We start from the raw sequence: 12,897 nt of genomic DNA, 5'->3' as shown, positions 1-12,897 counted from the left end.
AATGAAACGATTTTTTCTGGTTTTTCTCCTTGTTCCGGTTTTCCTCGCGGGGAACGTCTTCGATCTTTTCAAAGAGAACCTGGAAAACTCGTACAGTTACTGGTCAAGTGTGGAAAAGTTCAAAGAAGCACAGCTCAACTACAAACGTTACACGAACTTCTGGAATCCTGAGATATCCGTTTCATTGGGGAAGACCGGTATCACCATAACAGAGGATGGTGTTTCTGATTTCTCAATATCTCCAATTGTCAACTTTGTAAACATCTACGGATTCGAGCTCGGACTTTCTTTTCCGATCTCGGTGAACACCGACGACTGGTCTTTTAACTTCGAAGGAACACAGCTGAGTGTGTCAAGGGGGCTTAAAACAGAATACACAGTGGATAGATTGATGGCAGAGTCAAGCTATCTTTCCAGCAAGTATTCCTTAAAGTCCACAAAGAACAGTGTTTTCATCCAGACCGTCCAGGACATATTCGACTGGTACTACTACACAAAGAAGATCGAAATACTCTCGCAGAGGCTTCAGGTGTTGAACGAAAAACTCAGCAAGGCAAAAGATGACGACGAAAAGAAAGCTCTGGAAAAGCAGATACTCTCCACTGAACAAACCCTGAGAAATGCAGAATACAAGCTTCAGACGATTCAAACAAAAAACATCGACGAAGAAGTGTATCAGAAAACAAGAAATCTCCTTGAAAGTATCACTCTGCCGGCCACCACTCTGGAGTACAGAGAAGACCTGAAAGCTCTGGAGCTTCAAAAGAAAGCCGAAGAGATAGAAAAGAAAACATGGTTTCTTCCGTATCTTCCGGATCTAACAGTTTCGTTCAACTACGACTTCGAAGATAGCGAGTGGTCGATCGGGATCGGTTTTCAGATGACGCTCTGGGACTTTGGAGAAAGAAAACTGGAAGCAGAGAAAAGGAAATCCCAGTTGGTTTCTCTGGAATATCAGGAAGAGGTGAAAAACATAGAAAACTCGTTGAACCAGGAGCTTGTCAACATTGCCAATCTCGAGTCCCAGCTGAAACAAAAAGAAATCGAACTGGAAGATCTGGAGGAAAGCTCTAAAACAAGCGATCAGCTTTTCAATAAAGGCTTTCTGAGCGAAGAAGACTACGCTCTCTCGAAGCTCGACTACGCGGAAGGAACTCTCGAGAAAGAAAATATGGAAAATTCATTGATTCTGGAAAAGCTGAAATACATAAGCATCTTGGGATACGATCTTGAGAAATTCCTCAAGGAAGGTGATCAGAATTGAAAAAGTGGATAACCCTGCTGATCATAGCAGTACTGGTGGTTTTGGTAGCTGTTGTGATCTTTTTGAACAGAGCCAGTGCCCAGACCGTTTCTGAAAAAGACGCCACTTCAACACAGGCTCCTGTCTTTCTCACCTACACCGTAACGAAAGAGAACGAAACCGTAGAAATAGTGGGTCAAGTCACTGCCGATACGAAGAAAGTCACTTCCAAAGTATCTGGAGACGTTCTGGAAATCTACGTGGAAGAGGGAGACGTGGTTCAGGTAGGTCAGAAAATAGCAAAGATAGACGACACAGATTATCAAATCAGTTATCTTTCAGCTCTCAACAGCTACAAAACTTCTCCCACCGAGATCAACCGTCTTAACCTGGAAAAAGCAAAAGAGAACCTGGAGAACACAACAGTGGTTTCGCCTGTGAGTGGAGTGGTTCAAGCAGTCAATGTGGATGTGGGAGACAGAGTATCGGTTGGTACTAGCATAGTCACGATAGTGGAAACAGATACCCTCAGAGTAGAAGGTTCCATCAGTGAATACGACCTCAAGAACGTCAAAGAAGGAATGAAGGCTGTTTTCACCTTCGAACAGCTTGGCCTCACCCTGACTGGAAAGGTGAAAAGAATCAGTCCCGTTGCGGAAACATCCGGTGGAGTTACAGTGATACCGGTGGAGTTTTCTTTCGATCAGACACCTCCCAGCTTAGTGATACCCGGTCTCACGTGCGACGTGGAAATAATTATCAAAGAAGCTACAAGTTCTTTCTTCATTCCAAAAGAAGCGGTCAGGCAGGATCAAAACGGTTACTACGTGATGAAACAAACACCCCAGGGACCTCAGAAGGTGTATGTTGAGTTGGGTGAAGAGCTGAACGATAAGATAGAAATCAAAAAGGGTGTTTCCGAAGGAGACGTCCTGCTTCTCATCCCGTCACAGCAGGAAATCCAGAGACTTCGAACAAGACAAGGTCTTCCGATGTTCGGTCCCGGAGGGGGACGAGCAAGATGAAAAAGGTGATGGAGCTCGTCGATGTGTGGAAAATATACGATCTGGGTGAGGTGAAGGTTGAGGCTCTTCGTGGTGTTTCTTTCGAGGTGTTCGAAGGAGAATACGTGATCATAATAGGACCATCTGGAAGTGGGAAATCTACACTTCTTCACATTCTTGGATGTCTCGATCGTCCTACAAAGGGAAAGGTACTCATAGAAGGAGAAGAGGTTTCGAGGATGGGTGATCGAAGGCTCGCGCAGGTTAGAAACAGGAAAATAGGCTTTGTCTTTCAGAGTTACAACCTTCTTCCCCGTCTCACCGCTTTGGAAAATGTGGAGCTTCCAATGATCTACGCGGGTGTACCGGCGAAGGAGAGAAAAAGGAGGGCAAAAGAGCTTCTGGAATTGGTCGGTCTGGGAGACAGACTCCATCACCGGCCGAATCAGCTTTCAGGAGGTCAGCAACAAAGAGTTGCGATAGCGAGGGCTCTGGCAAACGATCCTGTCTTCATTCTCGCAGACGAACCAACGGGAAATCTGGACACAAAAACTGGTGAAGAGATACTGGAGCTGTTCAGAAAACTTCACGAGATGGGAAAGACACTGGTTGTTGTGACTCACAACCTCGAAATGGTGGATGAAGGAACGTGCATCGTGAGAATCAGAGATGGAAGAATCGAAGGTATAGAACGTCGAGGTGTTGTGTATGGAGATACTTAAAGAGGTTTTGAGATCACTTCTGGCCAACAAGATGAGAACGTTTCTATCGATGCTTGGTATTGTGATCGGAGTGACCGCCGTTATCATGGTGATGTCTCTTGGGGCAGGTATGAGGGAAAGCGTGACAGAGAGGCTCACCTCTCTTGGCTCGAACATTATCATGATCACACCTGGATTCGCTGGAGGAAGAGGTGGTACGATCGCTCAGTCGGTGGAATCGCTCGAGGAAGACGATGTAGAAGACATCCTGAAGATGTGCCCAAGTGTTGACAAAGCGATCGATCTTATGAGCGGAAGTTTCCTTGTTCAATACAGAGAGACGAACACCAGATCGAACGTGTACTCGGCACCACCTGATATCTTCCACATTTTGAATTTGAAAGTCTCTTCTGGAAGGACCTTCTCAGAAGAGGACAGCGCCGCCAACGTTGCAATAATTGGACAGGAAGTAGCTTACAATCTGTTTGGAAACGAAAACCCGGTGGGCAAAAAGATTTACCTCGTTCAGGGAAATAGAAAACTCGTCTTTGAAATCATTGGAATCTTCGAAAGAACCGGTAGCATTCTCATGTTCAACCCAGACAACATGATTCTGATCCCCTATGAAACGGGAAAATTCAGGGTCTTCCAGACACACGGAAAGGTTTCCATGATACTCGCAACAAGTAAATCTGCGGACGTTGCTCAAAGAGCAGTCATGGAGATAGATCACCTGCTCTACACAAAGTTTCACGAGGAAGAAAGTTACTACAACATCATCAGTCAGCAAGCCATCTTGAATGTGGTCTCCGAGAGTGTGTCTATCATCAACCTTGTTCTCGTTGCAATTGCCGCTGTGTCGCTGATCGTTGGTGGTATCGGTATCATGAACATCATGCTCGTTTCCGTTGTTGAAAGAACCAGGGAAATAGGTATAAAGATGGCTATAGGAGCATCAAGACTCAGGATTCTTCTGGAATTTCTTGTGGAAAGCGTTGTGATCACATTCGTTGCTGGTGCCATAGGTGTTGCTTTGGGTATTCTGGGTTCGAACACGATAGTTAACACCTTTGGCAGTCAGTACGGATTGAAAGCCGTGGTAGATCCGTTTTCTGTGATTATCGCGTTTGGAGTTTCAGCAAGTGTTGGATTGTTCTTCGGATTCTATCCTGCGTACAGAGCCTCCAGGTTGAGCCCGATAGAAGCCCTGAGGTACGAGTAATTTAACCGGATAGCGTAAATATAAAAACAAACATTTGCCCCGAAAGGGGCATTTTTTTATTTTGTATCAAAATCGCTGAGAGACTTTTTGAACTGAGGCAAACTCAGGAGATTTCTGTGCCTCTAAGGATGCATTGAGACGATCAAAAGGAGCACAATTCACGAGGATCACTGTTTCCATACCTCTAAGGAATTATTGAAACATCTTCCTTGCGAAATACTCAGAAAATGGCTCTCCTGGTTTCCATACCTCTAAGGAATTATTGAAACTCGACAATGCACTGATTGACTCGGTTTCAGACACCTAGTTTCCATACCTCTAAGGAATTATTGAAACTACCTACCCAGCGCTGTCTTTTCCTGCGGACTCTTCCACGTTTCCATACCTCTAAGGAATTATTGAAACCAGAGAGGGTTTTCAGAGGATCCTACAGACAAGATTAGTTTCCATACCTCTAAGGAATTATTGAAACTTGGTGTACCTCGTCGAAGGATTGAATGTTATCGCTGTTTCCATACCTCTAAGGAATTATTGAAACGATGTTCTTTCCTAGATGTTCCTCAATCTCCACAAGTGTTTCCATACCTCTAAGGAATTATTGAAACTAATTCAGGGCATTGATGACCTGATCCACGATTGTCTGTTTCCATACCTCTAAGGAATTATTGAAACCCATTGAGTTCAAAAGGAATTATACCACAAACACACTCTGAAAGCAAGATGTTTTTTGAACTTCCATATTCTCTTTCTCCATAAACCATTCTAACACACAAGAGAGCACCTTCAAGTACTGTTTGGAAAAATGGAATAATTGCATAGTTCAACAATGAAAGAACACAAGCAAAAAACAGAAGATAAATTATATCAACCTACGTCAGGGCATTTTGGGGTGTTTCTGGTAAAAATCGATTAGTTCCATGTTTCACAAATAGATGAAAGAAGGGATTCCTCAATGTGTTAGAAGTTAACTATTGACTCCTTGAATTCAAAGCACTTACACGTAATCTATCTCCACAAATTCTCTTCATATTGTCTCTTCATATCATTCATTATTCCCTTTTTAACGCATAGCTTCCGGTACCAGAAAGGCGCATGAAATTTTTCGTTACCGGTAATTGCATACTCTGTATCGTTCTTCCAGTGCCAGATACACGCATCACCTACTTTGTGAATGATTGGAACTAACCTGGTTTGTATGCATAAAACACAATATGTTAAAACAAATATATTTCACACTAATACAAAAGCAAAGAACAGAGTGGTAAAATTTCTCAAAATCCTTGGGGAGGAAGAAAATGATTTCCATATTCTTCGGGAGTTTCCTTGTGGGACTTTCCGGTGCAGTTGCACCGGGTCCTCTGATGATGATAGCCGTATATCAGAGTGCAAAAAGCTGGAAAAACTCTATAAAACTGATATTCGGCCACGTTGTTCTGGAAGCTTTTCTCGTTCTCCTGCTGGTTCTTGGCTTTCAATGGGTCCTGAAATCTCCGCTTGTGACAAAAGTGATAGGCCTTCTTGGAGGGTCTTTCCTTGCCTTCATGGGCGTTTCTCAGCTAACAGCCATCAAAGGTGAGATCTCACAGGTAGAAAAAACCGATCAGAAAATCCCCCTTCCAATCACAGGTGCCCTTGTTTCACTGTCCAACCCGTACTTTCTTCTTTGGTGGATGTCCGTCGGCAGCGCTTTCCTCGTCAAAGCGCAAACATCACTTCTGGCTGGAGTTACTGCCTTCTACTTCGGCCACATTCTCTCAGACATTCTCTGGTACTCTCTGATAGGTGTCTTTGGAAACACCATCTTGAAATCCTCACTGATCTACAAAATAGTGATGACCGTGACCGGTCTGTTCCTCATCGGTTTTGGCCTTTTCTTCGTGCTTGACTCTCTCAGGTGAGTTCTTCCAGTTTCTTCTTTATGTACTCCAGAGCCAGAAGGTAACCGTACACACCAAGTCCGCTTATCTGACCGTCGCACACCTCAGCCGTGACGCTCCTTCTTCTGAACTCTTCTCTCCTGTGTATGTTCGATATGTGAACCTCCACCTTCGGCACCTTCACGATCTCCAGGGCATCCCTTATGGCGTAGCTGTAGTGGGTGAAAGCCCCCGGGTTTATCACAAGACCATCGAAATCGAGCCTGTGCAGTCTATCCAAAATTTTTCCCTCGTGGTTCGACTGAAAGACCTCCACTTCCACACCGTTTTTCCTTCCCCAATCTTCTATCATCTTCACAAGATCCTCATGAGAAAAGTTTCCATAGATGTTTTTGTCTCTTTTTCCGAGCATGTTCAAGTTGGGTCCGTTCACCACGAGTACTTTCAATCTACCACCTCCAGAAGCTCGAGCGGATCGACCTCCAAGAATTCGATCTTTCCGATTTCTTTCACGTAAGGAAGCCTGACTCTGGAACCTTTCAGGATCTTCTTGTCGTTCAGAATGAGATTTCTGGCTTTCTCAACATCGACGGATGGAACAGGAATTGGTACGATCTGTTTGACCTTTTCTACGATCCATCTCATGGTTTCCTTAGGCACTATTCCTTTTCTGTACAGGTACATCGTCTCTTTTTCGATGCCCCATGCTACTGCTATACCGTGAGGTACCCCTTCCAGCATCTCGTACACATGACCGAGTGTGTGTCCCAGATTCAGGGCGTGCCTCAAACCCATGTCGTAGGGATCTTCCATCACTATCCTCGCTTTCTCTTCAACGGAGATTTTTACCATCTCGCTGAGAACTCTGAGATTTCTCTTCTCAATCTTCTCCGGCTCATCGAAGAGTTCTACCCCGCGACCCGAAAGAATCGTCATCTTGAAGGCTTCCACGACTCCCTCTTCGAACCTGCCCTCATCCATGGAAAGCGTGACGGTGGGATCTATGATCACGTAGTCTGGCATTCTGAAAGTCCCAACGACGTTTTTCACTCCAGCGAAATCGATGGCATTCTTTCCACCAACGGAAGCGTCCACCTGAGCCAGAAGTGTTGTTGGATAGAAAGAAAGTCCCACTCCTCTTTTAAACGTGCTCGCTACAAAGCCGGTGAAGTCGGTGAGAGCACCTCCCCCGACACCCGCTATGGTCTTTCCCCTGGGAAAGTCCATTCGGATGAGTTCGTAGTACGCTCTGGAGACATGCTCCAGCGTCTTCACTTCCTCTCCATCCGGAAAAAGAAGCCGATTCTCCGGGAGGTACCTTCCGTATATCTTCTCCACCCTCTCCGTGGTGAAAACCAGCTCTTCGTTTCTCACCCTCTTGAAGCCACCGAGGATGATCTTCACCAGGTGTGGTTTTTCTATCGTTGAGATTTCTTTCTCGTCCAGAGCCTCCAGCACAACGAGTGCGGTTGTTTCCCACTCGTTCAACCTGGAGGTGTCGATCCTTCTGAACTCCGCGTAGAACTGTTTTCTCTTTTCCCAGATCTCCCGTATTCTCTCTTTTCCTTCGCTCAGAAGAGGTCTGTTCTCTGTTGTTACTCTTTCCATCAACACTTCAGGGGGAGCGTAGAGAAAGAGAGTCTTTTCCTTCTTCAAAAGCTCTCTGTTCTCTGGATCGACCACAACACCTCCACCCGTTGCCACAACCACGTTGTCTCTTTCCACAAGTTCTTTAAGAAGTTCTTTTTCTTTCAGGCGGAAGTACTCCTCACCGTCTTCTTCGAAAATCCTTCGAACGCTTCTTCCCTCTCTTCTTTCTATCTCTTCATCCATATCTATGAACTGAAGGTCGAGCACCTCGGAAATCCTTTTACCGATAGTGCTCTTTCCAGAACCCATCATTCCAACGAGGAAGATTCTCATTCTCGAACCTCCTTTTCAGGTCGTCGATGTTTCCATCGCCCAGATGTTCGAGCAAAGCGTCCGAGATCACCACAGCGAGCGCGGCTTCACACACGACAGAAGCAGGAGGAACGGCCGTCACGTCAGATCTCACGTACGGTGTCTTCGCTGGTTCCATCGTTCTCAGATCAACGGATTTCAACGGCTTTCCCGTGGTGGGAATAGGCTTCACAGAGACGTTCACCCACACGTCTTCTCCGTTGGTGATGCCCCCTTCTATTCCTCCCAGATTGTTCGTTTTTCTCTTTATCTTGCCGTCTTCCAGTTCGAATTCATCCAGATAGTCGAAGCCGTACCACATTTCTTCACTTCCAATCACCACTCCCTTCACAGCGGGAATGGCAAAAAAGAGAGAACCTATCTTCGAGTCGAGCTTTTTGAAAAGATCGGAGTAGCTCCCGATGCCTGCCGGGACACCTCTTGCAATGACCTTCACCTTGCCGCCGAGGGTGTTTCCCTCTTCTTTCGCCCTGTCGATCTCGGCGACCATCTCTTTCGTTGCCTCAGGATCTGGGCAGAACACCACGGATTCATCCCTTCTTCTCTTCAACTCTTCGAAATCACCTGGAATGTCCCTTGCCTCGACATTTCCAAGTCTTGTGACAAATCCCAGTACCTCGATACCGAACTCTTTGAGGAGGCTTTTCAAGAGGGAGCCTGCCGCCGTGAGCGCCACCGTCCATCTTGCACTGGACCGCTCCACGTAGATGTTCAGATCGGGAAGTTTGTACTTCACCCACGCAGCGTAATCGATGTGACCGGGTCTTGGAACACTCCGAACATCTTTCACAGGGTTTCCCGCCCTGTTGGGAATGAGGATCGTCACCGGTGCACCCGTTGTGATGCCCTTCCACAACCCCGAAACGATCTCGAACGCGTCCTCTTCCATCTTCATTCTCTTTCCTCTGCCGTAACAGTTTCTCCTTCTGAAAAGATCCCTCCTTATGAGTTCCTCATCCACCCTTATCCCCGAAGGCAAACCTTCCAGGATTGCAACCATGTATTTTCCATGGGAATCCCCCGCTATCGTGAGTTTCATTTCAGAACCTCCCCGAACACTTCTTTGAAAACCTCCTCGTCGTATATTCCCCATATCTTCAGATTCTCCATTGCCTGGTAGTAAAACATGAGGTTTCCCTTTATGATGTGTTTCACACCAAGTTTTCTTGCTTTCACAACAAGTGGTGTGTCGAAGTAGATCACATCGTAAACAAGGCTCAGGTTTTTCAGTGAATCGTCAGAAACGGGAAGTTCCTCTCCCTTCATACCAACCGAAGTGGTGTTGAAGAGACTCTTCGCCTTTTTCACAACCTCGTCGAGCTGATCGAGAGAGAAAATTTTCACAGGAAAATCGAGAGCCTTCGCCCTTTCGATCGTTCTGTTCACCACCCAGATGTCTTTCACGCCCATCTGGAGGAGAGCGTAGATCACGGCACGTGCGGCTCCGCCCGCTCCCACAACGACAACGGGCTCCTTCACCTCTACACCCTCGAGCGATTTCACAACGCCAACCCAGTCGGTGTTGTATCCCTTTCCCCGAAAGACACAGTTCACGGCTTTTATTCTCTGCGCATCTTCAGATGGTTCGACGTACCGCATCACTCTTTCTTTGTGAGGAATTGTCGCGTTGAAACCATCGTATTCTTCGAGAATCCTTCTTATCTCCGTGTCGAAAGATTCAGGTGGTATCTCTTCCATACCGTACGAGTGGTTCATTCCCGCCCTTTTGAAATACTCGTTGTAAAGCCTTGGTGATATGCTGTGTCTCACCGGATACCCTATGATGCAGAATTTCATGATATCACCACTCTCTCCAGCAGTTCGTAAAAGTTCGGGAAAGACACCGCCACGCATTCGTGATCTTTCACATCAACCCCCTCTTCACTCACGAGCCCTGCTATGGAAAAGAGCATAGCCATTCTGTGGTCGCCTTCTGGATCCACCGATCCACCTTTTATGCTCTGCTTTCCAACGATCTTGAAACCATCTTTGAACTCTTCTATTTCGACACCGAGCCGTTTGAAGTTTTCCACCAGAACCCTTATCCTGTCGGATTCCTTCTTTCTCAACTCCTCCGCGTTTCTCACAACCGTTTCTCCTTCCGCAAAAACACCGAGAAGCGCCACAAGAGGCAGTTCATCTATCATGAGAGGTACGAGGTGTTCGGGAACAACCACACCTTTCAGGTTTGGAGATGTCTCAACCCTCACAGTTCCTATCGGTTCAAGATTTTCTTCCGTGATCTCCCACTCCAGGTTGGCTCCCATGAGTTTCATAACTTCGAGGAGTCCCGTTCGGGTGGGATTCAGGCCAACGTCCGTTACTGTGATTCGAGCGTTGGGATGAATGGCGCCGAGAACCACGAAGAAAGCAGCCGACGAGATATCACCAGGGACTTTCATCGTGAAACCCCTGAAGGTAGCAGGCTCCAGAACCACACGTGTTCCCTCCACCTCGACGGGAACACCGAGGTTTTTGAGCATCCTTTCCGTGTGATCTCTGCTTTTTGCTGGTTCGATAACGATTGTTCGTCCGCTGGCTCTGAGCCCCGCCAGAAGAACAGCGCTCTTCACTTGAGCGCTCGCCACCGGTGTTTTGTAACTGATACCGGAAAGGTGATTTCCTTTGATGGCCATGGGAAGGTAGTTGTTCTGCCTCGCCATGAAACGCGCTCCCATCATCTCCAGAGGTTCGATCACTCTTCTCATCGGCCTTCTGGAGAGAGAAGGATCCCCATAAAGCACTGTGAACATCTCGTATGAAGCAAGAACTCCACTCATCAACCTCGTGGTTGTTCCGGAGTTTCCACAGAAGAGAGGTTCTATTGGCTCAGCGAAGGGCTTCGGAAAGACCTTCATCTTTTCCCAATCGCCTTCAAAACGTGTACCGAGTTTTTCGAGAATATCGTGGGTTCTCTCTGTGTCGAGACACCTCAAGAGGTTGTACAGGGTGCTTTCCGTTTCCGCCAAAGCGGACAGAATGAGAGCCCTGTGAGTTATGGATTTGTCCGGAGGAACGCTCAGCACTCCTTCAACCTTCTTCGCCGGAAGTACCTTCAAGATATCACTTCCCTTATCACTTTTTTCAGGTTTTCGAAATCCTCTTTCTCTGTGAGATGATATAAAACATTCAGAAAGTTTCTTGCGTTCTCCAGGTATTTGAGGATGTTTTCTTTATTATATCTGATCATATCCAGCGCCATCTCCATGTTCTGTTTCGAAAGTCTCGTGTTGGAAAGATAACCAGGTCCCGCGTATTCTTCAAAGGGTTTCCCTACGTACCGTGCGCTCAGTGAGATCAAGTACTGAACGTGGCTCACCGCAGCGACGATCTCGTCGTGGATCCTGTAGTCTATCCACAAAGGTCTGGCACCAAGATCTTTCACGATGTTTTCAATCATCCCATCCTCTTTTCCGTCGAGAGAGCAGAGAAAGAAGATCTTTCCGTCGAACATTTCTCGATCCCAACCTGATTTTCCCTTTCGTTCGTTTCCGGCCATGGGATGTCCTCCTGTGAAGTTCAATCCCCTCTCTCTGGCTATTTCCATGAAAGGTGTCTTCACGCTCGCCACATCGAGAATCTTCCCTGAAAAGTCCGTTTCTTTCAGGAATCTCTCCTCGACGCTCATGGGAAGCGCAAGAACGAGAAGGTCTGTATCGTAGAGATCGCTTTCCTTTGAAACAGTTTCTATTCCGTTTTCTTCCAATGCTTTCATCGTTTCTTCATCTCTGTCGAAGGCTGTGACATGATGCTTTTCTTTCAATTTAAGTGCGATCGATCCACCGATGCATCCCGCTCCGAGCACAGAAATTTTCAATTCACCTTCACCCCCAGGGCATCAGCGAGTTTCTTCATTTCCTGAACCAGTTCCTTGAAGAGCTCGAAGTCAAGACTCTGTTTTCCATCCGAAAGTGCCTTCTCCGGCTCCGGATGAACCTCCACAATGATTCCATGAGCTCCAACCGCTATAGCGGCCCGGGAGAGTGGAATAACGAGGTCTCTTCTTCCCCCAGAGTGGCTCGGATCCACCAGAATGGGAAGATGGGATTCCTTTCTGATTATAGGAACAGCGGATATATCGAGTGTGTTCCTCGTGGCCTTTTCGAACGTTCTGATTCCCCTTTCACACAGTATGATCTTCGTGTTTCCAGAGTTTGCAATGTATTCAGCGGAGAGAAGGAACTCTTCGATGGTGTTCATGAAACCCCTTTTCAGAAGAACGGGTTTGTTGTAGCTTCCCGCTTTAGAGAGCAATCTGAAGTTCTGAGCGTTTCTCGCTCCTATCTGAATGATATCAGCGTACTCGGCCACTTTTGGAAGATCGTCTTCTCCGAGAGCCTCCGTCACCACGTACATACCGTACTTGTCGGCAGCCTCTCTCAGGTATTCCAGCCCCTTTTCTCCGAGTCCTTGGAAAGAGTAAGGAGATGTTCGAGGCTTGTAGGCCCCTCCCCTCAAAACTTTAACACCGAGTTCGCTTAAAAAGTGTGCGGTTTCCATGAGCATTTCCCTGCCTTCAACTGAGCACGGTCCCGCTATGATGGTGAAGTAGCCGTTTCCTATCTTCACATCTCCGAGGTCGATCACCGTGTCCTCCGGATGGAACTCACGAGAAACGAGTTTGTAAGGTTTGAGCACCCTCACAACGCTTTCCACGCAATCCAGCGACTCGAACTTGTCCGCCACCACGTACCTGTCGTCCCCGATGATCCCAATAACCGTTCTTTCCTGACCTTTGGAAATGTGACACTTCAAGTTGTAACTCTCGGCCAACTTCACCACCTTCCTTATATCTTCTTCTGTGGAACCGGGTTTCAAAACGACTATCATAGACCTACCACCTCCTACGGGATTCTGGTAATAAAAAAAGGGCTCCGCTGCCCGGAGC

Annotated in this window: 12 protein-coding genes and 1 CRISPR repeat array; of the genes, 5 read left to right on the top strand and 7 right to left on the bottom strand. The window is 46.8% G+C overall.

What is annotated here, in order from left to right:
* Window position 1: 1 nt before the first annotated feature.
* From TM_RS01805 to TM_RS01785, 5 genes are all read left to right on the top strand, one after another.
* Window positions 2-1,264: a TolC family protein gene (locus tag TM_RS01805; protein WP_004083147.1), complete on the top strand. Its 1,263-nt coding sequence runs from the start codon at window positions 2-4 to the stop codon at window positions 1,262-1,264.
* Window positions 1,261-2,268, top strand: coding sequence for an efflux RND transporter periplasmic adaptor subunit (locus TM_RS01800; protein ID WP_004083145.1), 1,008 nt, complete (start codon window positions 1,261-1,263; stop codon window positions 2,266-2,268). Before TM_RS01805 ends, TM_RS01800 begins: the two co-directional genes overlap by 4 nt.
* Complete coding sequence (locus TM_RS01795) at window positions 2,265-2,969, top strand: ABC transporter ATP-binding protein (protein WP_004083143.1); 705 nt, start codon at window positions 2,265-2,267, stop codon at window positions 2,967-2,969. The genes TM_RS01800 and TM_RS01795 overlap by 4 nt, the downstream gene beginning before the upstream one ends.
* Complete coding sequence (locus TM_RS01790; protein WP_004083141.1) at window positions 2,956-4,170, top strand: ABC transporter permease; 1,215 nt, start codon at window positions 2,956-2,958, stop codon at window positions 4,168-4,170. Before TM_RS01795 ends, TM_RS01790 begins: the two co-directional genes overlap by 14 nt.
* Before the next feature lie 172 nt (window positions 4,171-4,342).
* Window positions 4,343-4,842: direct repeats of the CRISPR family, unit length 30 nt; unit sequence GTTTCCATACCTCTAAGGAATTATTGAAAC.
* A 623-nt stretch (window positions 4,843-5,465) separates the two neighbouring features.
* Window positions 5,466-6,068: a LysE family translocator gene (locus TM_RS01785; RefSeq protein WP_004083139.1), complete on the top strand. Its 603-nt coding sequence runs from the start codon at window positions 5,466-5,468 to the stop codon at window positions 6,066-6,068.
* Here the strand turns inward: TM_RS01785 and aroQ are convergent.
* From aroQ to aroF, 7 genes are read right to left on the bottom strand one after another with little or no spacing between them, the layout of a single operon-like run.
* Window positions 6,061-6,495, bottom strand: a complete 435-nt coding sequence (gene aroQ, locus TM_RS01780) for a type II 3-dehydroquinate dehydratase (RefSeq protein WP_004083137.1) — start codon at window positions 6,493-6,495, stop codon at window positions 6,061-6,063. The two genes, TM_RS01785 and aroQ, sit on opposite strands and share 8 nt — an antisense overlap.
* Window positions 6,492-7,970 carry a bifunctional shikimate kinase AroK/3-dehydroquinate synthase AroB gene (aroB, locus tag TM_RS01775; RefSeq protein WP_004083135.1) on the bottom strand — a complete coding sequence of 493 codons (1,479 nt, stop codon included), beginning with the start codon at window positions 7,968-7,970 and terminating at the stop codon, window positions 6,492-6,494. Before aroB ends, aroQ begins: the two co-directional genes overlap by 4 nt.
* Window positions 7,918-9,048 (bottom strand): chorismate synthase, encoded by a 1,131-nt coding sequence (gene aroC, locus TM_RS01770; RefSeq protein ID WP_004083133.1) that lies wholly within the window; start codon window positions 9,046-9,048, stop codon window positions 7,918-7,920. The genes aroB and aroC overlap by 53 nt, the downstream gene beginning before the upstream one ends.
* Window positions 9,045-9,806, bottom strand: a complete 762-nt coding sequence (aroE, locus tag TM_RS01765; protein ID WP_004083132.1) for a shikimate 5-dehydrogenase — start codon at window positions 9,804-9,806, stop codon at window positions 9,045-9,047. Before aroE ends, aroC begins: the two co-directional genes overlap by 4 nt.
* Window positions 9,803-11,068, bottom strand: a complete 1,266-nt coding sequence (aroA, locus tag TM_RS01760; protein WP_004083129.1) for a 3-phosphoshikimate 1-carboxyvinyltransferase — start codon at window positions 11,066-11,068, stop codon at window positions 9,803-9,805. The genes aroE and aroA overlap by 4 nt, the downstream gene beginning before the upstream one ends.
* Window positions 11,065-11,826: a prephenate dehydrogenase gene (locus TM_RS01755; protein WP_004083127.1), complete on the bottom strand. Its 762-nt coding sequence runs from the start codon at window positions 11,824-11,826 to the stop codon at window positions 11,065-11,067. The genes aroA and TM_RS01755 overlap by 4 nt, the downstream gene beginning before the upstream one ends.
* Window positions 11,823-12,839, bottom strand: a complete 1,017-nt coding sequence (gene aroF, locus TM_RS01750) for a 3-deoxy-7-phosphoheptulonate synthase (RefSeq protein ID WP_004083125.1) — start codon at window positions 12,837-12,839, stop codon at window positions 11,823-11,825. The genes TM_RS01755 and aroF overlap by 4 nt, the downstream gene beginning before the upstream one ends.
* Between the last annotated feature and the right edge of the window lie 58 nt (window positions 12,840-12,897).

It is taken from the genome of Thermotoga maritima MSB8 (assembly GCF_000008545.1).
GTDB classification, from domain to species: Bacteria; Thermotogota; Thermotogae; order Thermotogales; family Thermotogaceae; genus Thermotoga; species Thermotoga maritima.
The sequence above is the reverse complement of the archived record's forward strand: the minus strand, read 5'-3'. Positions and strand labels throughout refer to the sequence as shown.